At 76.9% G+C, this 19369-nt stretch carries 19 protein-coding genes and 1 riboswitch; of the genes, 12 read left to right on the forward strand and 7 right to left on the reverse strand.

Annotated features, from left to right (window positions below; translation table 11 throughout):
• Nucleotides 1-13 precede the first annotated feature (13 nt).
• Genes ACI796_RS15480 through ACI796_RS15490 form a run of 3 tightly spaced genes read left to right on the forward strand, consistent with a single transcriptional unit; the run spans nucleotide 14 to nucleotide 1868 of the window.
• A complete protein-coding gene (locus ACI796_RS15480) occupies nucleotides 14-574 on the forward strand; it encodes a histidine phosphatase family protein (RefSeq protein WP_456942117.1) in 561 nt (186 codons plus the stop codon).
• Nucleotides 574-1095, forward strand: coding sequence for a bifunctional adenosylcobinamide kinase/adenosylcobinamide-phosphate guanylyltransferase (cobU, locus tag ACI796_RS15485; protein ID WP_456942118.1), 522 nt, complete (start codon nucleotides 574-576; stop codon nucleotides 1093-1095). The genes ACI796_RS15480 and cobU overlap by 1 nt, the downstream gene beginning before the upstream one ends.
• The gene (locus ACI796_RS15490; RefSeq protein ID WP_456942119.1) at nucleotides 1092-1868 is read left to right on the forward strand and encodes an adenosylcobinamide-GDP ribazoletransferase; all 777 of its coding nucleotides are present in this window, start codon (nucleotides 1092-1094) and stop codon (nucleotides 1866-1868) included. The genes cobU and ACI796_RS15490 overlap by 4 nt, the downstream gene beginning before the upstream one ends.
• Before the next feature lie 368 nt (nucleotides 1869-2236).
• Here ACI796_RS15490 and cobN read toward each other — a convergent pair whose 3' ends face one another.
• From cobN to ACI796_RS15510, 4 genes are all read right to left on the reverse strand, one after another.
• Nucleotides 2237-5848, reverse strand: coding sequence for a cobaltochelatase subunit CobN (gene cobN, locus ACI796_RS15495; protein ID WP_456942120.1), 3612 nt, complete (start codon nucleotides 5846-5848; stop codon nucleotides 2237-2239).
• A gap of 52 nt (nucleotides 5849-5900) precedes the next feature.
• Nucleotides 5901-5968: riboswitch (cobalamin riboswitch) on the reverse strand.
• Between the two features lie 79 nt (nucleotides 5969-6047).
• Nucleotides 6048-7061, reverse strand: a complete 1014-nt coding sequence (locus ACI796_RS15500) for an ABC transporter substrate-binding protein (RefSeq protein ID WP_456942121.1) — start codon at nucleotides 7059-7061, stop codon at nucleotides 6048-6050.
• A gap of 49 nt (nucleotides 7062-7110) precedes the next feature.
• Nucleotides 7111-7590, reverse strand: coding sequence for a YunG family protein (locus tag ACI796_RS15505; RefSeq protein ID WP_456942122.1), 480 nt, complete (start codon nucleotides 7588-7590; stop codon nucleotides 7111-7113).
• A 32-nt stretch (nucleotides 7591-7622) separates the two neighbouring features.
• Complete coding sequence (locus ACI796_RS15510; RefSeq protein ID WP_456942123.1) at nucleotides 7623-8192, reverse strand: TetR/AcrR family transcriptional regulator; 570 nt, start codon at nucleotides 8190-8192, stop codon at nucleotides 7623-7625.
• Between ACI796_RS15510 and ACI796_RS15515 the strand changes: the two genes are divergently transcribed.
• The 3 genes from ACI796_RS15515 to ACI796_RS15525 all read left to right on the forward strand — a co-directional run bounded on the left by ACI796_RS15515 (nucleotide 8178) and on the right by ACI796_RS15525 (nucleotide 9262).
• Nucleotides 8178-8600 carry a hemerythrin domain-containing protein gene (locus ACI796_RS15515; protein WP_456942124.1) on the forward strand — a complete coding sequence of 141 codons (423 nt, stop codon included), beginning with the start codon at nucleotides 8178-8180 and terminating at the stop codon, nucleotides 8598-8600. The genes ACI796_RS15510 and ACI796_RS15515 overlap by 15 nt on opposite strands.
• Nucleotides 8601-8672: 72 nt before the next feature.
• Nucleotides 8673-8801: a hypothetical protein gene (locus ACI796_RS15520; RefSeq protein WP_456942125.1), complete on the forward strand. Its 129-nt coding sequence runs from the start codon at nucleotides 8673-8675 to the stop codon at nucleotides 8799-8801.
• Nucleotides 8798-9262, forward strand: coding sequence for a nitroreductase family deazaflavin-dependent oxidoreductase (locus ACI796_RS15525; protein WP_456942126.1), 465 nt, complete (start codon nucleotides 8798-8800; stop codon nucleotides 9260-9262). Before ACI796_RS15520 ends, ACI796_RS15525 begins: the two co-directional genes overlap by 4 nt.
• A 3-nt stretch (nucleotides 9263-9265) precedes the next feature.
• On the opposite strand, the gene ACI796_RS15530 is transcribed toward ACI796_RS15525, so the two are convergent.
• Both ACI796_RS15530 and ACI796_RS15535 read right to left on the reverse strand, forming a co-directional pair.
• Nucleotides 9266-11137: an ABC transporter ATP-binding protein gene (locus tag ACI796_RS15530; RefSeq protein ID WP_456942127.1), complete on the reverse strand. Its 1872-nt coding sequence runs from the start codon at nucleotides 11135-11137 to the stop codon at nucleotides 9266-9268.
• Nucleotides 11138-11203: 66 nt separating this feature from the next.
• On the reverse strand, nucleotides 11204-11533 hold the full coding sequence (locus ACI796_RS15535; protein ID WP_456942128.1) for a tetratricopeptide repeat protein: 330 nt from the start codon (nucleotides 11531-11533) through the stop codon (nucleotides 11204-11206).
• 141 nt (nucleotides 11534-11674) lie between these two features.
• Here ACI796_RS15535 and ACI796_RS15540 point away from each other — a divergent pair, with 141 nt between their 5' ends.
• The 3 genes from ACI796_RS15540 to cobG are packed head-to-tail and all read left to right on the forward strand — an operon-like array spanning nucleotide 11675 to nucleotide 14594.
• Nucleotides 11675-12469, forward strand: coding sequence for a DUF4383 domain-containing protein (locus ACI796_RS15540; RefSeq protein ID WP_456942129.1), 795 nt, complete (start codon nucleotides 11675-11677; stop codon nucleotides 12467-12469).
• Nucleotides 12470-12486: 17 nt separating this feature from the next.
• Nucleotides 12487-13419, forward strand: coding sequence for a pyridoxal-phosphate dependent enzyme (locus ACI796_RS15545; protein WP_456942130.1), 933 nt, complete (start codon nucleotides 12487-12489; stop codon nucleotides 13417-13419).
• 29 nt (nucleotides 13420-13448) lie between these two features.
• Nucleotides 13449-14594, forward strand: a complete 1146-nt coding sequence (gene cobG, locus ACI796_RS15550; protein ID WP_456942131.1) for a precorrin-3B synthase — start codon at nucleotides 13449-13451, stop codon at nucleotides 14592-14594.
• Between the two features lie 18 nt (nucleotides 14595-14612).
• Here cobG and ACI796_RS15555 read toward each other — a convergent pair whose 3' ends face one another.
• Entirely contained in the window at nucleotides 14613-15794 is a 1182-nt protein-coding gene (locus tag ACI796_RS15555; RefSeq protein ID WP_456942132.1) for a glucose-1-phosphate adenylyltransferase family protein, read from the reverse strand.
• Nucleotides 15795-15860: 66 nt separating this feature from the next.
• On the opposite strand from ACI796_RS15555, the gene ACI796_RS15560 reads away from it, so the two are divergent.
• Genes ACI796_RS15560 through ACI796_RS15570 form a run of 3 tightly spaced genes read left to right on the forward strand, consistent with a single transcriptional unit; the run spans nucleotide 15861 to nucleotide 19286 of the window.
• Complete coding sequence (locus ACI796_RS15560) at nucleotides 15861-16481, forward strand: precorrin-8X methylmutase (protein WP_456942133.1); 621 nt, start codon at nucleotides 15861-15863, stop codon at nucleotides 16479-16481.
• Nucleotides 16482-16527: 46 nt separating this feature from the next.
• Entirely contained in the window at nucleotides 16528-18021 is a 1494-nt protein-coding gene (locus ACI796_RS15565; RefSeq protein ID WP_456942134.1) for a precorrin-2 C(20)-methyltransferase, read from the forward strand.
• A 38-nt stretch (nucleotides 18022-18059) separates the two neighbouring features.
• Nucleotides 18060-19286 carry an MFS transporter gene (locus tag ACI796_RS15570; RefSeq protein WP_456942135.1) on the forward strand — a complete coding sequence of 409 codons (1227 nt, stop codon included), beginning with the start codon at nucleotides 18060-18062 and terminating at the stop codon, nucleotides 19284-19286.
• Nucleotides 19287-19369: the final 83 nt, after the last annotated feature.

A 19369-nucleotide genomic window follows, 5' to 3' on the forward strand; every position in this document is an offset into this window, starting at 1 on the left:
CTCGGCGACCACCATGGCCCGCCCCCTCACCCTCCTCCTCGTCCGGCACGGCCAGAGCACCTGGAACGCCGCCGGGCTCATGCAGGGCCAGACGGCGCACGTCCCGCTCACCGACCAGGGGCACGACCAGGCGCGGGCGGCGGCCCGCGCGCTCGCGGCGCTCGGGCCGGGCGCGATGCTGTCCAGCGACCTGCTGCGGGCGGTGCAGACCGCCGAGCACTGCGCGGCCGCGACCCGGCTGGCGTTCACCACCACGCCGGCGCTGCGCGAGCAGGGCTACGGCGTGCTCGAGGGCCGGCCGTCGCGGGAGCTGTGGGACGTCGTCGACTGGACCGACCCGCACTGGGCGGCCGAGGGCGGCGAGAGCCTGGCCGACCTGCACGCCCGGGTCGCGGCCCTCCTCGACCGGCTGCGGGCGGACCCGCCGGCCGACGTCGTCGCGCTGGTCACCCACGGCGACACCATCCGGGCCGCGCAGGCGGTCGCCGCCGGGCTGGGTCCCGCGGAGCTGCCGGCGGTGACGCCGCACAACGGCACGGTCACCCGGCTGGAGCTCGCGACGGCGGCCGCCTGATGGCCCGGGTGCTGGTGCTGGGCGGGTCGCGGTCGGGCAAGTCGGCGCACGCCGAGTCGCTGGTCGCCGACCGGACCGACGTCGTCTACCTGGCCACCTCGACGCCGGTCCCGGACGACGCCGAGTGGGCCCGGCGGGTCGCCGCGCACCGCGCCCGCCGGCCGGCCGGCTGGACGACGTTGGAGACGACGGCGCCGAGCGACCTGCTGCGCGGCGGGACGGTGCTGGTCGACAGCGTGACCACGTGGGTCGCCGCGCTCATGGACGAGACCGGCGTCTGGACCGACGACCCGGGTGCCCTCGACCGGCTGGCCGGCCGGGTCGACGCGCTGGTCAACGCCTGGGCGATGACCCCGGCGCACGTGGTGGCGGTCAGCGACGAGGTGGGCCTGGGCGTGGTGCCGGAGACCCGCGCGGGCCGGCTGTTCCGCGACACCCTGGGCGAGGCCAACCAGCGGCTGGCCGGCACCGCCGACGAGGTGTGGTTCGTCGTCGCCGGCCTGCCGCAGCGGCTGCGGTGACGCACCGGCCGAGGTGGGCCGGCCCGCTGGAGTCGGTCGCGCTGCTGACCGTGGTCCGCGTCCCCGCCGCGGGGACGACGTCCACCCGCGGGGTGCTGCCGTGGGCGCCGCTGGTGGGCCTGGTGCTGGGCGGTGCCGCGGCCGGGGTCGGCGTGCTCGGCGCGCACCTGGTGTCCCCGCTGACCGGGGCCGTGGCGGCGCTGGCGCTGCTGGCGGCGCTCACCCGGGCGCTGCACCTGGACGGCCTGGCCGACACCGCCGACGGCCTGGGTCCGCTGCGCGGCCGGGAGCGGGGGCTGCAGGTCATGCACCAGGGGGACGTCGGCCCGTTCGGGGTGGTGACGCTGGTTCTCGCGCTGCTGCTGCAGGCGGCGGCGGGCGCGGCGCTGCTGGCGGCCGGCGGCGGCTGGCTCGCGCTGTGGACGGCGGTGGTCGTGGCGCGGCTGGCGATGGCCCGCACCGGGCTGCCCGGCACGCCCACGGCCGAGGGCTCGTCGCTGGGGCGGGCGGTGGCCGGCACCGTGTCGGCGCCCTGGCTCGCGGGGTGGGTGCTGCTCGTGGTCGGGGGCGCGGCCGCGGCAGGGTGGGTAGCCGGCGGCGCGGGGACCGCGGCGGCGCTGGCGGGGGCCGCGGTGGCCGGCCTGCTCGCGGCCGAGCTCGTCCGCGCCCGCGCGACCGCCCGCCTCGGCGGCGTCACCGGGGACGTGATGGGCGCGATGGGCGAGGCGGCGGCGACCGTCGTCCTGCTGGTCGCCGCCGCCTCGGTGGCCTAGGAGGTCAGCCCGCCGTTCAGCGCCGGCCGGTCAGCGAGCCGAGCAGGCGGCTCAGCCCGCCGGAGGCGGCGGTCGTCGGCTTGCCGCGGCCGAAGCGCCGGGTCGGCGTCGGGGTCGCCATCTTGGAGCGGCCCATGCCGCGGCCGGACGGCACCCGGCGCCCGGCGGCGCCCCGGCCGCCCGTTCCGCGCCCGGCGGCGCGGCCGGCGGCGGCGCGGCCCCCGGCGGCTCCGCGACGAGCCGTGGTCTCAGCAGTGCCCAGGAGTCGGTTGAGGATGCCCATGGTGATCGACTACCCGGCCGCACGGACGACCCGTCCCGTTTCCGGATCGGTGCCGCGCGTCGTCACGATCCGTGATCATCCCAGCTCAGGCCGACGCCCCCGACTGCGCCGGCGTCTCGCCACCCTCCAGGTCGCCCTCGGTGTCGAGGTAGGCCTGCCGCAGCCCGGCCAGCAGCGCCGGGTCCGGCTCGGCCCACATGCCCCGGTCGACCGCCTCGAGCAGCCGCTCGGCGATGCCGTGCAGCGCCCACGGGTTGGACCGCTCCATGAACTCGCGGTTCTCCGGGTCGAGCACGTAGGTCTCGGTGAGCTTCTCGTACATCCAGTCGGCCACCACGCCGGTCGTGGCGTCGTAGCCGAACAGGTAGTCCACGGTCGCGGCTAGCTCGAACGCGCCCTTGTAGCCGTGCCGGCGCATCGCCGACAGCCACTTCGGGTTGACCACCCGGGCGCGGAACACCCGCGACGTCTCCTCGGTCAGCGACCGGGTGCGCACCTGCTCGGGCCGGGTCGAGTCGCCGATGTAGGCGGCCGGCGCACGCCCGGTCAGCGCGCGGACCGTCGCCACCATCCCGCCGTGGTACTGGAAGTAGTCGTCGGAGTCGGCGATGTCGTGCTCGCGGGTGTCGACGTTCTTCGCCGCCACCGCGATCCGCCGGTACGCCGCCTCCATGTCCGGCCGCGCCTGCACGCCGTCGAGGTCGCGGCCGTAGGCGTAGCCGCCCCACACCGCGTACACCTCGGCGAGGTCGGCGTCGCCGCGCCAGTCGCGGGAGTCGATGAGCGACAGCAGCCCCGCCCCGTACGCGCCGGGCTTGGAGCCGAACACCCGGGCCGTGGCCCGCCGCCGGTCGCCGTGCTCCGCGACGTCGGCGTCGACGTGCGCCCGCACGAAGTTCTGCTCGGGGGACTCGTCGAGCCCGGCGACCAGCGTCACCGCGTCGTCGAGCATGGTCACCACATGCGGGAAGGCGTCCCGGAAGAAGCCCGAGATCCGCACCGTGACGTCGATCCGCGGCCGGCCGAGCTCCTGCAGCGGCACCGGCTCCAGCGAGGTCACCCGCCGCGACGCGTCGTCCCACACCGGGCGGACGCCGAGCAGCGCGAGCACCTCCGCGACGTCGTCGCCGGAGGTCCGCATCGCCGAGGTCCCCCACACCGACAGCCCGACCGAGCGCGGCCACTCCCCCGTGTCGGCCCGGTAGCGCTCCAGCAGCGAGTCGGCCATCGCCTGGCCGGTCTCCCACGCCAGCCGAGAGGGCACCGCGCGCGGGTCCACCGAGTAGAAGTTCCGCCCGGTCGGCAGCACGTTGACCAGCCCGCGCAGCGGCGAGCCCGACGGCCCGGCCGGCACGTAGCCGCCGTCGAGGGCGTGCAGCGTGGCGTCGAGCTCGTCGGTGGTCCGCTCCAGCCGCGGCACCACCTCGTCGACGGCGAATCGCAGGACGTCGGCCACGGCGGAGTCCTCGCGCCCGAGCACCTCCCGCACGACCGGGCCGACGGCGCCGATCGTCCAGCCGGCCTGCTCCATGCCCGAGACGAGCGCGTGCGCCTGCGCCTCGACGAGATCGGTGGCCACGCGCCCGGCCGAGCCGTCCTCGGTCAGCCCCAGGGCCTCCCGCAGGCCGGGCAGCGCCACGGCACCGCCCCAGATCTGCCGCGCGCGCAGCACCGCCAGCACCAGGTCCACCCGGTCGGAACCCGACGGCGGGACGCCGAGCACGTGCAGGCCGTCGCGGATCTGCGAGTCCTTGATCTCACAGAGCCAGCCGTCGACGTGCAGGATCATCTCGTCGAAGTGGTCGTCCTCCGGCCGCTCGGCCAGCCCCAGGTCGTGGTCGAGCTTGGCGGCCTGCAGCAGCGTCCAGATCTGCGCCCGGACGGCGGGTAGCTTCGCCGGGTCCATCGCGGCCACGTTGGCGTGCTCGTCGAGCAGTTGCTCCAGCCGGGCGATGTCGCCGTAGGAGTCGGCGCGCGCCATCGGCGGCACCATGTGGTCGACCAGCGTGGCGTGCGCCCGGCGCTTGGCCTGCGAGCCCTCGCCCGGGTCGTTGACGAGGAACGGGTAGACCAGCGGCAGGTCGCCGATCGCGGCGTCGGGCCCGCAGGAGGCCGACAGCCCGACCGTCTTGCCCGGCAGCCACTCCGTGTTGCCGTGCTTGCCGACGTGCACCAGCGCGTGCGCCCCGAACACCGACCGCAGCCACCAGTAGGCGGCCAGGTAGTGGTGCGAGGGCGGCAGGTCCGGGTCGTGGTAGATCGCGATCGGGTTCTCGCCGAAGCCGCGCGGCGGCTGCACCATCACGACGACGTTGCCCGCGCGCAGCGCCGCGAAGACGACGTCGTCGCCGTCTACGAACAGCGAGCCCGGCGCCTCGCCCCAGTGCTCGACCATCGCGTCGCGGAGGTCCTGCGGCAGCGTGTCGAAGAACCGCTGGTACTCCGCGGCCGGGATGCGCACCGGGTTGCCTGACAGCTGCTCCTCGGTCAGCCAGTCGGCGTCCTGCCCGCCGGCGGCGATGAGCGCGTGGAACAGCGCGTCGCCGTCGAGGTCGGCGACGCCGGGCAGCGCGTCGGGCCCGTCGAACGGGCCGATGTCGTAGCCCTGCCCCTGCATCGCGGCCAGCAGCCGCACCACCGACGCCGGGGTGTCCAGGCCGACGGCGTTGCCGATCCGGGCGTGCTTGGTCGGGTAGGCCGACAGCATCAGCACCACCCGGCGCTCCGCGGGCGGGGTGTGCCGGAGCCGGGCGTGCGCCACCGCGGTGCCGGCCACCCGCGCCGCCCGCTCGGGGTCGGCGACGTAGTGCGTCAGTCCGTCGGCGTCGGTCTCCTTGAAGGAGAACGGCACGCTGATCAGCCGGCCGTCGAACTCGGGGATGGCCACCTGGTTGCCGACGTCGAGCGGCGAGAGGCCGTCGTCGTCGGCCAGCCACTCCGCCCGCGAGCGGGTCAGGCACAGCCCCTGGACGACGGGCACGTCGAGCGCGGCGAGCTGGCCGACGTCCCAGGCGCCGTCGTCCCCGCCGGCGGACGCGGTGGCCGGGCGGGAGCCCCCGGCGGCGAGCACCGTGACGACGAGCGCGTCGGCGGTGCGCAGCACGTCGAGCAGGTCGGCGGGGACGCTGCGCAGCGAGCTCACGAACACCGGCAGCGCCTGCCCGCCGGCGGACTCGACAGCGCCACAGAGCTCGTCGACGAACGCGGTGTTCCCGGCCAGGTGGTGCGCCCGGTAGTAGAGGACGGCGATCCGCGGGCCGCTGCCCCGGCCCGCGCGCTCCAGCACGCCCCAGTCCGGGGCCACCGACGGCGGCTCGAAGCCCTCGCCGGTGAGCAGCACGGTGTCGGAGAGGAACCGGTGCAGCTGCACCAGGTTGTCCGGGCCGCCCTGCGCCAGGTAGGCGTGCGCCTCGGTGGCCACGCCCATCGGGACGGTGGACAGCTCCATCAGCTCGGCGTCGGGCACCTGCTCCCCGCCGAGGACGACGACCGGCGCCGGCCCGGCCAGCAGCGGCGCGAGCACCTCCTCGTACTGCCGCCGCACGCCGAGGATCCGGACGACGACGAGCTGCGCGCCCTCGGTCAGCGCCGCGATGCCGTCGGCACCGAGCCGGACCGGGTTGCCCAGCCGCCAGTCGGCCCCGCTGGCGCGGGCGGAGAGCAGGTCGGTGTCACTGGTGGAGAGCAGGGCGAACACGCAGCGTCCTCACTCGGGGTCCGCGCCCCGGGCCGTCGGGCACGGCAGCCGGAGTGTCTGGCTCCCCCGGTCGCCCGGGGTCACAGTGGCGGGACCGCGCCGGGCTCGCACCGGCTTCCTGCGCGCACTGCCGTGATGGGGAGACGGTACCGCCCGGGCCGGCCCGCCCCGGCCGCGTGGCCGGGGCGGGGCGGGGACCTCAGCCGAGGACCGGGACCGTGGTGGACGGGTCGCCGTCCGCGGCGGCGGCCAGGGCCGGCACCACCTCGTCCAGCAGGAAGGGCAGCGAGAGCGGGCTGCCGAAGCCGAGCGCGGCGGACACGTCACCGGAGTAGCCGCCGAGCAGGACCGTGCGGCCCTGGGTCACCACGTCGAGGGCGGAGAACAGCGCGTCCCCGTCCGCGGCGGCCTGGTCGTAGCCGTTCACCGCGAGCACGTCGGCGTCGAGCAGGTCCAGCCGCTCCTGGCTGACGTCGGTGCTGGTCTCCGGGACGGTGAAGCCGAGGTCGGTGAAGAACTGGGTGCGCAGGTCGTCAGCGCCGAGGAGGTAGTGGCCCGAGCCGACGCCGGTCAGGTCCACGGCGAGCGAGCTGCCGGCGAAGTCCGGGTTCTCCTCGACCGCCTGCCGGAACCGGCCCTCGACGTCGTCGACGAGCTGCTGCGCCTCGTCCTCGCGGCCGAGCGCCCGACCGACGAGGAGGGTCTGCTCCTGCCACGGGGTGGCGCCGTCGGCGTACTCGCCGGTCTGCGCGAGCGTCGGCGCGATGCCCGACAGCTGCTCGTAGTCCGCCTCGTCCATGAAGGAGTACACGCCGACGATCAGGTCGGGCTCGAGCGCGGCGACGGCCTCGAGGTCGATCTCCTCGCCGCCCACGGTCGGGATCTCCTCGTCCGGCAGCTGCTCCTGCGCCCAGGGACGGGTCGTGGCGTCGTAGTCGCCCAGGAGCTCGCGCTCGCCGACCGGGGTGACGCCCAGGGCCAGCACGAAGTCCTGGTCGTTGAAGCCGACGGTGACCACGCGCTGCGGCTCGGCGGGGATCTCGGTGGTGCCGAACCTGTTCTCGATGGTGACCGGCCAGGCGCCGTCGGCGGCCGGGGCCGCGGGCTCGTCGCCGGCGGTCCCGCCGCAGGCGGCGAGCCCGGTGACGAGGAGGGCGGCGGCCGCGGTCAGCGACACACGCCGCGCGCGGTTCCGGAGGGGGTGGGGCAGCACGGTCGGCTCCTGACCTCGGTGATCAACTCGTGGTCAGGTTAGCCTGCCCTTACTTCATTCCGGAGCCCGGTTCCCGTCCGGTCGCGTCCGGTGCCGGTCGGCGACCACCTGCGTCGTCGGCCCGGTCGGGGGGCTGCTGGTCGCCGGTCGTCCGACCGAGGGCGTCGAGCACCGCCCCGCGCAGCCGGAGGTACTGCGCCCGGTTGTAGCCGGGCAGGCCGGGCGGGCGGACGACGACCCGCGGCTCACCCACGACCTCGTGCGGGGTGAACTGCCCGCGGGTGAGGTCGACCTCGCGGCCGCCGGGCAGCCGGTTCCACCAGTGCACGCCCTGCCGGGAGCCGTCGGTCCGGCGCACCTCGGCCAGCAGCAGCTCGCCGCCGAGCAGGTCGTGCACGGTGAGCGCGGTGGCGCCGCACTGGCCGCGCGCGGGGTTGCCCGGCGTCCAGTCGGCGAGGTCGCTGTCGTCGCAGGTCTCCCGGCACCAGGCCGCGCGCACGGCGGCGGTCACCTCGTCGAGCGTGGGCACGGGCGGCACCCTGGCACGGAGCACCGACACCGTCAGCGCAGCAGCAGCCGCTCCAGCGCGCCGGGCACCCAGTCGGCGTAGCGCTCCGGTGGCCAGCCGCAGCCGCGGACCAGCCGGGACTGCGTCTGCGGGGAGAACACCGACCAGGCGACGTCGACGGCGGCCTCGACGTCGAGGTCGGCCCGCAGGTCGCCGGCGAACGCCTCGACCAGCGCGGTCGTGTCCGCGCGCCGCCGGCGCTCGTAGTCGGCGTACGCCGCCCCGACCTCCGGGTCGACCGCGGCCGCGGCGGCGAAGACGTCCTGCATCGGGAGCGTGGCGGCGGTCGTCCGCAGCGCCAGCCGGTGCAGCGCCGCCAGCCGGCCGGCCCGGTCGGGCGCGGCGAGCAGCTCGGCGAACGGGCCCAGCTCGCGGACGGGGCGCTCGTCGTCGGAGCCGACGAGCGCCCGGTCGACGCACGCGAGCAGCACCGCCGCCTTCCCGTTCTGCGCGAACACGGTCGGCACCGAGACCCCGGCGGCCGCGGCGACGTCGCGCATCGTCGTCGCCGCGTAGTCGCGCTCGACGGCCCGGTCGACCTGGCCGCCATGTACGTCGTGCACCGCGCCTTCCGCCGGGACCTCGACGCGTTCGCCGCCGTCGTCCCCACGGTGGCCGTCGCCGACCGGCGGCGGTGGCGGCGGCTGGCCCGCCGCTTCGCGCAGTTCGGCTCCTACCTGCACAAGCACCACTCCGGCGAGGACGCGGGGCTGTGGCCGCTGCTGGCCGAGCGCGGCGCCGACCGCGCCGTCCTCGACGCCCTGGAGGCCGAGCACGCGGGCATCGACCCGGCGCTGGCCGCGGTCACCGCGGGGCTGCAGGCCCTGGCCGCCGGCCGCGGCGACGCCGCCACCCGGGACGAGCTCGCCCGGCGGACGGTGGCGCTGCGCGACGGGCTGGGCGCGCACCTCGCCCACGAGGAGAGCGACGGGATGACCCAGGTGCTGCGGCACCTGACGCCGGCCGACTAGGACCGCCTGGACCGCGAGGTCTTCGCGAAGGAGTACCGCCCGACCGAGATCGTCGGCGCGCTGGGCTGGACGGTGTCGGCCATCCCGGACGAGGCGGTCAACCGCCTGCCGGTGCCGCACCCGGCGCTGCTCGCCGTCGCCCGGTTCCTCGGCCGGCGCGCCGCCCTGCGGGACGTGCGGTTGTCCGGGACCGCCCGGTGACCGCGACGACGAGCACCGCCCTGTCCCGCGCCGACCGCGCCGCCACGGTGCTGTCCCGGCACGTGGCGGCCCTGCACACCGCGCTGCTGCGCCGCACCGGCGGCCGGGTCGGCAACCGCTTCCGCGGCGGCGACGTCGTCCTGGTGACCTGCCGGGGCCGGCGCACCGGGCAGCCGCGCACGACGCCGCTGCTGCACGTGCGCGACGGCCGGGACCTGGTGGTGGCGGCGTCCAACGGCGGCATCGACGCCGAGCCGCAGTGGTGGCTGAACCTGCAGGCCGACCCGCGCGGCGAGGTGGAGGTGCGCGGCCGGCGGTGGGCGGTGACCGCGAGCGAGGTCGGCGACGCCGACCGGCCGCGGCTGTGGGCCGCGCTCATGGCGAACTGCGGCACCTACGACGCCTACCAGGCGAGGGTGTCCCGCCGGATCGCGCTGGTGCGCCTGTCCCCGGCGGGCTGAGCCTCAGGCGGCCAGTGGCCGGCCGAACTGGGTGCGGTACAGCTCGGCGTAGCGGCCGCCGAGGGCGAGCAGGTCCTCGTGCCGGCCGCGCTCGACGACCCGGCCGCCCTCCAGCACGAGGATGCAGTCGGCCGCGCGCACGGTGGACAGCCGGTGCGCGATGACGATCGCCGTCCGCCCCTCGAGCGCCTCGTCGAGGGCCGCCTGCACCGCGGCCTCCGACGTGGCGTCGAGGTGGGCGGTCGCCTCGTCGAGCAGCACCACGCGCGGGCGGGCTAGCAGCAGCCGGGCGATGGTCAGCCGCTGACGCTCGCCGCCGGAGAACCGGTAGCCGCGCTCGCCGACGACGGTGTCCAGGCCGTCGGGCAGCGCGCGGACCAGGTCGGCCAGCCGGGCGCGGGCGAGGGCGTCCCACAGGTCGTCGTCGCCGGCGTCCGGCGCGGCCAGCAGCAGGTTGTCCCGCAGCGACTCGTGGAACAGGTGCCCGTCCTGAGTCACCACCCCGACCGTGCGCCGGATCGAGGCGGCGGTCAGGTCACGGACGTCGACGCCGCCCAGCCGGACGGCGCCGGCGTCGACGTCGTACAGGCGCGGCACCAGCGAGGCGATCGTCGACTTGCCCGCGCCCGAGGACCCGACCAGCGCGACCACCTGCCCCGGCCGCACGGTGAACGAGACGTCGTGCAGCACGTCGACGCCGCCGCGGCCGTCGAGCCGGGCGACGTCCTCCAGCGAGGCGAGCGACACCCGGTCGGCCGCCGGGTAGGCGAAGGTGACGCCGTCCAGCTCCACCGACACCGGCCCGTCGGGGACGTCGACGGCGCCGGGGCGCTCGCGGACCAGCGGCACCAGGTCGAGCACCTCGAAGACCCGCTCGAAGCTGACCAGCGCCGAGGAGACGTCGACCCGGGCGCTCGCCAGCGCGGTCAGCGGCGCGTAGAGCCGGGTGAGCAGCAGCGCCAGCGCCACCACCGAGCCCGGGTCGAGCGCGCCGGCCAGCGCGTACGTGCCGCCGAGGCCGTAGACCAGGGCGAGCGCCAGCGCCGAGACCAGGGTGAGCGCGCTGATGAACGCCCACTGCACCATCGCCGTGCGCACCCCGACGTCGCGGACCGCCCGTGCCCGGCCGGCGAAGCGGGCCGACTCGCGGCCGGGGTCGCCGAGCAGCTTGACCAGCGTCGCGCCGGGGGCGGAGAACCGCTCGGTCGTCTGGCCGGTCATCGCCGCGTTGGCCACGGCGGCGGTCCGGCTCAGCGCGGCCAGGCGGCGGCCGATCCGGCGGGCCGGGAGCAGGAACACCGGCAGCAGGAGCAGCGCCAGCACGGTCACCTGCCAGGACAGGGTCAGCATCGCCACGAGCGCGAGGACGAGCGTGACGGTGTTGCTGACGATCCCGGAGAGGGTGTCGCTGAACGCCCGCTGCGCGCCGAGGACGTCGTTGTCCAGGCGGGACACCAGCGCGCCGGTGCGGGTCCGGGTGAAGAAGGCGACCGGCATCCGCTGCACGTGGTCGAACACGGCGGTGCGCAGGTCGAGGATCAGCCCCTCGCCGAGGCTCGCCGACAGGTACCGGCCGACCAGCCCGAGCGCGGTGGCGAGGACGGCGAGCGCGGCGATCGTGACCGCGAGGCCGACGACGACCGAGGTGGCGGCGCCGTCGACGATCGCGTCGACGACCCGGCCGGCCAGCAGCGGCGAGGCCACCGTCAGCACCGCCTCGACGACGCCGACGGCGACGTAGCCGGTGATCCGCGCCCGGTGCGGGCGGGCGAAGGCGAGCACCCGCCGCAGCGTCGCCCGGGTGACGGCACGGCGGTCGGGCCGGGCGTGCGTCGCGCGGGACAGCGCCGACCACGCCGTCATCTCGATGCTCACGCGGCGGACGCTAGGACCTCCAGTCGACTGGAGGTCAAGCGTCCGCCGGCGATCGAGCAGGAACGGTCAGGCGGCGCCCAGGGCGTCGGCGACGCGGTGGTGGGCGACGGCCTCGTCGCGGCGGCTCTGCCGCTCCAGGGTGCGGGCCAGCGCGCGGCGGGCCCACCCGTTGGCCGGCGCGAGGTCGACCAGCCGGCGCAGCGCCGTCTCCGCGCGCTGCAGCTGGGCCGAGCCGAAGTAGCTGCGGGCCAGCAGCTCGAGGGCGGCCTCGTTGCCGGGCTCGGCCTCGACCAGCGGCTCGAGCAGGCGGGCGGCCTCGATGGGCTGCCCCATGGAGAGGTAGAGGTCGGCGCGGAGGAACTCCGAGTGCAGGTCGGGGCTGAACGGCTGGGTCACGCCGACGGAACGACGGCGCGGCGCCCGCTCTTCCCGAGATCGCGACACGCCCGGGACGAGAAGGTCCGGAACCAACTGCATCCGGACACGACCGGATTGGGAACAACGGATGTCAGCACCACCGACCCGAGGAGCACGACCATGGCCCTGTCGCTGCACCGCCACCGGACGGCCGACCGCACACGCACCGCCGCGGCCCCGCCCGCCGCTGACACCGCACCCACCGGCGCCGGGCCGGCCCCAGCCGGGACCGCCGCCGAGAGCGCCCCCGCCGAGTCCACCTCTGCCGGCACCGCGCACGGCAACCGCGTCTACGCCGTCCAGCGCACCGGCGCGTTCGTCGTCGCCGGGATCATCGCCGTCTTCGGCGTCCTGGGCCTGGCCAACGGCCTGGCCTTCTTCTCCACCGAGGGCCAGCGCGTCCTCGGCATGTCGTCCAACGGCCTGCTGTCGGTGATCTCGCTGGTCACCGCCGCCGTGCTGGTCGTCGCCGCCTTCCGCAGCCCCCGCACCGCCTCGACGGTCATGATCGTCATCGGGGTGCTGTTCCTGGTGTCGGCGCTGGCCAACCTCGCGGTGCTCAACACCGGGCTGAACTTCCTGGCGTTCCGGCTGAGCAACGTCGGCTTCTCCGTCGCCGCAGGCCTGGTGCTGCTCCTGCTCGGCGCCTACGGCCGGGTCAGCGGCAACCTGCCGCCCGACAGCCCGTACGCCCGCGAGCGGGACGAGGTGCCGCCGGTCCCGGCCGACGAGTACCCGTCGACGCCGGCCGAGTTCGCCGCCGAGCGGGCCATGCGGGACGCCGAGGTCGCCGTCGTGCAGCACGTGGCCTCCTTCGACCAGCGCCGCCGGGTCGCCGCCATGGCGCAGGTGACCAGCCGCAAGGAGCGCCGCGAGGTGTGGATGTCCTTCGACCGGGCCCGCCGCGACGCCTGACCCCGGCACGATGCGGGGTGACCGTCCGCCTGGCGCACTGGCCCACCCCGCTCGACCCGGCACCGCGGCTCGCCGCCGCCCTCGGCCTGGGGCCGGGGGACCTGGCGGTGAAGCGGGACGACCTGACCGACCTCGGTGGCGGCAACGAGGTGCGCAAGCTCGAGCACCTCGTCGCCGAGGCGGCCGGGGACGGCGCGACCGTCCTGGTCACCAGCGGCGGCGTGCAGAGCAACCACGCGCGGACGACCGCCGCGGCCACCGCGCGGCTGGGGCTGCGCGCCGTGCTGGTGCTGCACGGGACGCCGTCGGCTGCCTGTCCCGGGAACCTGGCGCTGGAGGGCGCGCTCGGCGCCCGGGTCGTGGTGGTCGGCGACCCGGACGACGTCGACGCCCGGGTGGCGGAGGTGGCCGCGGAGCTGCGGGACGCCGGCGAGGTGCCGGCGGTGCTGCCGCTGGGCGGCTCCTCGCCCACCGGCGCGCGGGGCTACCTGGCCTGCGCGGACGAGCTGCGGGAGCAGGCGCCCGACGCCCGGCACGTCGTCGTCGCGGGCGGCACGATGGCCGGCCTGGTGGCCGGGCTCGGCGCCGAGCGGGTGCTCGGCGTCGACACCGGGGCGGTGCCCGACCCGGCGGAGCGGGTGGCGGCCCTGGTGACGGCGCTCGGCGGCGCGGCCGCGGGGCTGCGGCTGCGCCGCGACCAGGTGGGCGACGGCTACGGCGCCCGCACCGACGCGGCGGTCACCGCGCTGCGGACGGCGGCCCGCACGGAGGGGCTGCTGCTCGACCGCGTCTACACGGCCAAGGCGCTGGCCGGGCCGGCCGCCGCGGTGGCCGACGGCTCGGTCCGGCCCGGCGAGCGGACCGTGTTCGTGCACACCGGCGGGCTGCCGGGGCTGTTCGGGCACCCGGTGGCCGCCGAGCTGGCCGGTGAGGTGCTCGGGGTGTCCTGACCCGGGAGCGACGTAGCCTCGCGGGCGCGATGACGACGCCCCGACCCCGCGCCGACGCCTGCCCCGGCGCGCTGCAGACGCACCCTGCCGCCGACGGCGAGCTCGCCCGCGTGCGGGTGCCCGGCGGCCTGCTCACCGCCGCCCAGCTGCGGGTGCTCGCCGCCGCCGCGCGCGACCTCGGCGACGGCGTCCTCGAGATGACCAGCCGGGGCAACCTGCAGCTGCGCGGGCTGGCCGCCGGCGCCGCCCGGGAGCTCGGCGACCGGCTCGCCGGCGCCGGCCTGCTGCCCAGCGAGACGCACGAGCGGGTGCGCAACGTGCTGGCCAGCGCGCTGACCGGCCGCGCCGGCGGGCTGCTCGACGCCCGGCCGTGGGTGGCCGCGCTCGACGCCGGCCTGTGCGCCGACCCCGCCCTCGCCGTGCTGCCGGGCCGCTACCTGGCCACGCTGGACGACGGCCGCGGGGACGTGTCCGGGCTCGGCGGCGACGTCGGCCTGCTCGCGCTGTCGTCGTCCTCGGTGGCGCTGCTGCTGGGCGGGGCGGACAGCGGGCTGCGCGCCGCACCGGAGGACGCCGTCGGCCTGCTGCTCACCGCCACCCGCGCCTTCCTCACCGAGCGCGCCGCCCAGGGCGGCACCGCCTGGCGGCTGATCGAGCTCGACGACGGGCCGGCCCGGGTGGCGGCGCGGCTGGGCGGCACCCCGGTCGCGCCGGTCGCCGTCCCCGCCGCACCGGAGACCGGCCCCGTGGGCGCGGAGACCCAGGCCGACGGGCGCACGGCACTGATCGGCGTCGTCCCCCTGGGCCGGCTCTCCGCCGACCAGGCCGACCTGCTGGCCTCCCTGGCCGGCGAGGTGCAGCTGACCCCGTGGCGCAGCGTCGTGGTGCCCGACCTGGCCGAGGACCGCGTGGACGACGCCGCCGTCGACCTGTACCGGACCGGCGTGGTGTTCGACGCCGAGAGCCCGTGGGCGCGGGTCACCGCGTGCGCCGGCCGGCCGGGGTGCGCGAGGTCGCTGGCCGACGTCCGGGCCGACGCCGCCGCGGCCGTCGCCTCCGGGACCGTGCCGGATGGCGTCCGCGTGCACTGGGCCGGCTGCGAGCGCCGCTGCGGCCGCCCCCGCGGCGAGGTCCTCGACGTCGTCGCGACGCCCGCGGGGTACCGGGTCGGCTGAGTCCGCGCCTTCGTAGCGCTAACGGCTCTCGTCGGGGTCCGGGTAGCGGGCGCCGGCGGCGACCTCCGTGCCCTCGGGGACGGACACCGCACGGCCGACCAGCGTGACGTCGCCGTCGCCGCCGATCGTGGCGCCGCGGCCGACGTCCACCCCGTCGTCGACCACCGCGCGGGTCACCGTCGCACCGGAGCGCACCCGCACGCCGGGCAGCAGCACCGAGTCGACGACGGTCGCACCGGCCTCCACCACCACGCCCGGGGACAGCACCGAGCCGCGGACGTTCCCGGAGACCCGGGTGCCGCCGGACAGCAGGCTGTTCTCGATCTGGCCGTCGTCGAGCACCCGCGCCGCGCTGTGCCGGCCGCCGCGGGTGTGGATCGGCCAGCCGGGGGCGTCGAGGTCGATCGGCGGCTCCTCCGACAGGAACTCCTGGTGCGCCTCCCAGTACGCCGGGACCGTGCCGACGTCCCGCCAGTAGCCCTTGAGCGGGTACGCCCGCGCGCCGCCGTCGCGGGTCTGCGCCGGGAGCAGGTGGGTGCCCAGGTCCTCCAGCCCCTCCTCGCCCACCTCCGACCGCAGCTGCTCCAGCCGGTCCAGCGTCGGCCCCGGGTCGAAGACGAACACCTCGTTGGTGGCGGTGGTCGTGGCCGGCTCGTCGGGCTTGTAGGCGTAGCCGGTCACCCGGTCGCCGTCGACCTCGACGATGCCGTAGCGCGAGGCGTCGTCGGCGGCGACCTCGGTGGTCACCATCGTCACCTCCGCGCCCGCCTGCAGGTGCGCCTCGGCGACCTCGCGGTAGTCGAGCTCGTAGACGGCGTCCGCGCTGACCACGACCAGCGCCTCCGGTCCGAACTGGCGGATGAGCTCGGCCTGCCGCCACAGCGAGTTGGCCGTCCCGGTGTTCCACCCGCCGCGCTCGGTGCCCTGGAACGGCGGGAGGGTCATCAGCCCGCCGGTGGTGCGGTCGAGGTCCCAGGGCCGGCCGTTGGCCAGGTGGTCGGCCAGCGACGCCGGGTGCTGCTGGATCGACACCCACACGTCGGGGATCCCCGAGTGCTGGCAGTTGCTCAGCGGGAAGTCGATCAACCGGTAGACCCCGGCGAACGGCACGGCGGGCTTGGCGCGGTGCTCGGTGAGCAGCTGCAGGCGCCCACCGGCACCACCGGCGAGGACGAGGACGAGCAGGCGGGGAAGGGCCATGCCGTCCGGCTACCCGCCGATGCGCCCGCGCTACCCCCGCGGACCGGCCCCGTAGCCTCCTCGGCGATGTACGAGTACGAGAAGGACGGCGCCGAGATCTACCGGCAGTCGTTCGCGACCATCCGCGCCGAGGCGGACCTGGCCGGGCTGCCCGAGGACCTCGCGCGGGTCGTCGTCCGGATGATCCACGCCTGCGGCCAGGTCGACCTGGTCGGCGACGTCGCCGCGAGCCCCGACGTCGTCCGGCTCGCCCGCGAGGCCCTCGACGCCGGCGCGCCCGTCCTGTGCGACGCGCAGATGGTCGCCTCCGGCGTCACCCGCCGGCGGCTGCCGAAGGACAACGACGTCGTCTGCGCCCTGGGCGACCCGCGCGTGCCGGCGCTGGCCGCCGCGCTCGGCACCACCCGCACCGCCGCCGCGCTGGAGCTGTGGGGCGACCGGCTCGACGGCGCGGTCGTCGCCGTGGGCAACGCGCCCACCGCGCTGTTCCACCTGCTGGAGATGGTCGCCGCGGGCGCGCCGCGCCCGGCCGCCGTCGTCGGCATCCCGGTCGGCTTCATCGGCGCGGCCGAGTCCAAGGAGGCCCTGGCCGCCTCCGACCTGCCGTTCCTCGTGGTCCGCGGCCGGCGGGGCGGCAGCGCCATGACCGCGGCCGCGGTGAACGCGATCGCGAGCGACGTCGAGTGAGCGCCGGGATGTCGGAGACGGCCGTTCCTGCCGCCGGGAGCGCCGGGTGACCGGGCGCCTGTACGGCGTCGGGCTGGGGCCCGGCGACCCCGAGCTGGTCACCGTCAAGGCCGCCCGGCTGATCGCCGCCGCCGACGTCGTCGCCTTCCACGCCGCGCGGCACGGCCGCTCGGTCGCCCGCGCGCTGGCCGCGCCCTACCTGCGCGAGGGGCAGGTCGAGGAGCTGCTGGTCTACCCGGTCACCACCGAGGGCACCGACCACCCCGGCGGCTACCAGGGCGCGATCGACGAGTTCTACGAGGCCGCCGCCGCCCGGCTGGCCGCGCACCTGGACGCCGGCCGCGACGTCGTCGTGCTCGCCGAGGGGGACCCGTTCTTCTACGGGTCCTACATGCACATGCACAAGCGGCTCGCGCACCGGTACCCGACCGAGGTGGTGCCCGGCGTGACCAGCGTCAGCGGCGCCGCGGCGGTCGTCGGGCGGCCGCTGGTGGAGCGGGACGAGGTGCTCACCGTGCTGCCCGGCACGCTGCCCGCCGACGAGCTCGCCGAGTGGCTGGCCACCACCGACTCGGCCGCGGTGGTGAAGCTCGGCCGCACGTTCCCGCAGGTCCGCGAGGCGTTCGAGGCCGCCGGCGTGCTCGACCGCGCGCTCTACGTCGAGCGGGCCACCACCGACCGCCAGCGCACGCTGCCGCTGGCCGACGTCGACCCCGCGACCGTCCCCTACTTCTCCCTGGCGCTGCTGCCCTCGCCGCTCACCGGGCCGGGGAACGCGTCGGAGCGTCCGGACGACGCGCCGCGCACCGGCGAGGTCGTCGTCGTCGGCCTCGGCCCCGGCGCCCGCGGCTGGACCACCCCCGAGGTCGCCGACGCGCTCGCCGCCGCGGACGACCTGGTCGGCTACGGCCCCTACCTGGACCGGGTGCCGGCCAACCCGCGGCAGACCCGCCACCCCAGCGACAACCGGGTGGAGGCCGAGCGGGCCGCGCACGCGCTGGAGCTGGCCCGGTCCGGACGGCGGGTCGCGGTGGTCTCCAGCGGCGACCCGGGCGTGTTCGCCATGGCCGCGGCGGTGCTCGAGGTGGCCGCACAGCCGGAGCACGCCGGCGTCCGCGTGCGGGTGCTGCCCGGGCTGACCGCCGCGCAGGCGGTGGCGTCGCGGGTCGGCGCACCGCTCGGCCACGACTTCGCCGTCATCAGCCTCTCCGACGTGCTCAAGCCGCTCGACGTCGTCCTGGACCGGTTGCGCTCCGCGGCAGCCGCCGACCTGGTGCTCGCGCTGTACAACCCGCGGTCGCGGGCGCGCCCGCACCAGCTGGCCAAGGCGCTCGACGCCCTGCGTGAGGTGCGCGAGCCGGAGACGGTGGTCGTCGTCGGCCGGGACGTCGGCGGGCCGGAGGAGGAGGTCCGGGTGACGACGCTGCGCGACCTCGACCCGGAGACGGTCGACATGCGCTGCCTGCTGCTGGTCGGGTCCTCGCAGACGCGGGTGACGCCGGCCGGGCAGGTCTACACGCCGCGCCGCTACCCGTCCTGACGGGAATGCCGGCCGGGTCGGTGGCCTTGGCAACTGTCGTGCCCCGCCTCCCCCGCCCGGTCGCGTTCTGGTCGGTGGCCGGACTCCTCGTGCTGGTGCTGGCCGCCTCCGGCGTCCCGTCCCCGCTGTACCGCGTCTACCAGGAGCAGTTCGGCTTCGGCGCCGGCGTCCTGACGCTGGTGTTCGGCATCTACGCCTTCGCGCTGCTCGCCGCGCTGCTGGTGGTCGGCAGCCTGTCCGACCACGTCGGCCGGCGGCCGGTGCTCGCCGCCGGGCTGCTGCTGCAGGCGGTCGCGATGGCGGTCTTCCTCGCCGCCGACGGCGTGGGCTGGCTGCTGGCCGCGCGCACGCTGCAGGGGCTGTCGACCGGCGCGCTGACCGGGTCGCTCGGCGCGGCGCTGCTCGACCTGCAGCGCCCCTCGGCGCGCCCGCTGGGCGCGCTGCTCAACAGCGTGTCGCCGGGCCTGGGGCTCTCCCTGGGCGCGGTGGGCGCGGGCCTGGCGATCGAGGGCGTCGCGGAGCCCACGCCGTGGGTGTTCGGGGTGCTGACCGTGGCCTTCGTTCTGGGCGCCGGACTGGCGCTGCTGCTGCCGGAGACCTCCCCGCGGGTGCCCGGGGCGCTGGCCTCGCTGCGCCCACGGGTCGAGGTGCCGCGGCCGCAGCGGCGCGCCTTCGCCGTCGGGGTCCCGTGTCTGGTCGCACTCTGGGCGATGGGCGGGCTGGTGCTGTCCCTGGGGCCGTCGCTGACCGCCGGCGTCTTCGGCGTGCAGGACCACCTCGTCGGCAGCCTGCTCATCCTCTGCATGCAGGGCGCGGCCGCCCTCGGCGGCCTGCTGGCCCGTGACCTGCCGCCCCGCCGGGCGATGGGCGGGGGCTGCGTCGTCTTCGCGGTCGCCGTCGCGGGCCTGCTGGTCGCGCTGGCCACCGGGACGCTGTGGCTGTTCTTCGCGACCTCCGGGCTGGCCGGCCTGGGCTTCGGGGCCGCCTTCCTCGGCACGGTGGCCACGGTGACGGCGGGCGTCGCGCCCGGCCACCGCGCGGGCCTGCTGTCGAGCGTCTTCGTCGTCGGCTACCTGGCCTTCAGCATCCCGGCGATCGCCGCGGGCATCGCCTCGGGCGCGGTCGGGCTGCGGCTGACCGCGGAGGTCTACGGCGCCGTGGTGATCCTGCTCGCGTTGGGCGCGGCGGCGGGCCTGCGGCTGTCGCACCGGAGCGCTCCCGCCACCGTGCCCGCCGACGAGCCGTCGGAGCCGCTGGCCGCCTGAGGTCCGGCCGCCGGGCGACGGGGTGCGCTCACGCGGGGTTCCCGGCGTGGGAACCCCGCGTCGGCGCACACCGTCGCGGTCCG

The organism is Geodermatophilus sp. SYSU D00525, assembly GCF_054050475.1.

Excerpts from the sequence above, each read along its gene's own strand:
- ACI796_RS15480 (WP_456942117.1), top strand. The coding sequence starts at position 14 with ATGGCCCGCCCCCTCACCCTCCTCCTCGTCCGGCACGGCCAGAGCACC.
- cobU (WP_456942118.1), top strand. The coding sequence starts at position 574 with ATGGCCCGGGTGCTGGTGCTGGGCGGGTCGCGGTCGGGCAAGTCGGCG.
- ACI796_RS15515 (WP_456942124.1), top strand. The coding sequence starts at position 8,178 with ATGTACGTCGTGCACCGCGCCTTCCGCCGGGACCTCGACGCGTTCGCC.
- ACI796_RS15540 (WP_456942129.1), top strand. The coding sequence starts at position 11,675 with ATGGCCCTGTCGCTGCACCGCCACCGGACGGCCGACCGCACACGCACC.
- cobG (WP_456942131.1), top strand. The coding sequence starts at position 13,449 with ATGACGACGCCCCGACCCCGCGCCGACGCCTGCCCCGGCGCGCTGCAG.
- ACI796_RS15555 (WP_456942132.1), bottom strand. The coding sequence starts at position 15,794 with ATGGCCCTTCCCCGCCTGCTCGTCCTCGTCCTCGCCGGTGGTGCCGGT.
- ACI796_RS15560 (WP_456942133.1), top strand. The coding sequence starts at position 15,861 with ATGTACGAGTACGAGAAGGACGGCGCCGAGATCTACCGGCAGTCGTTC.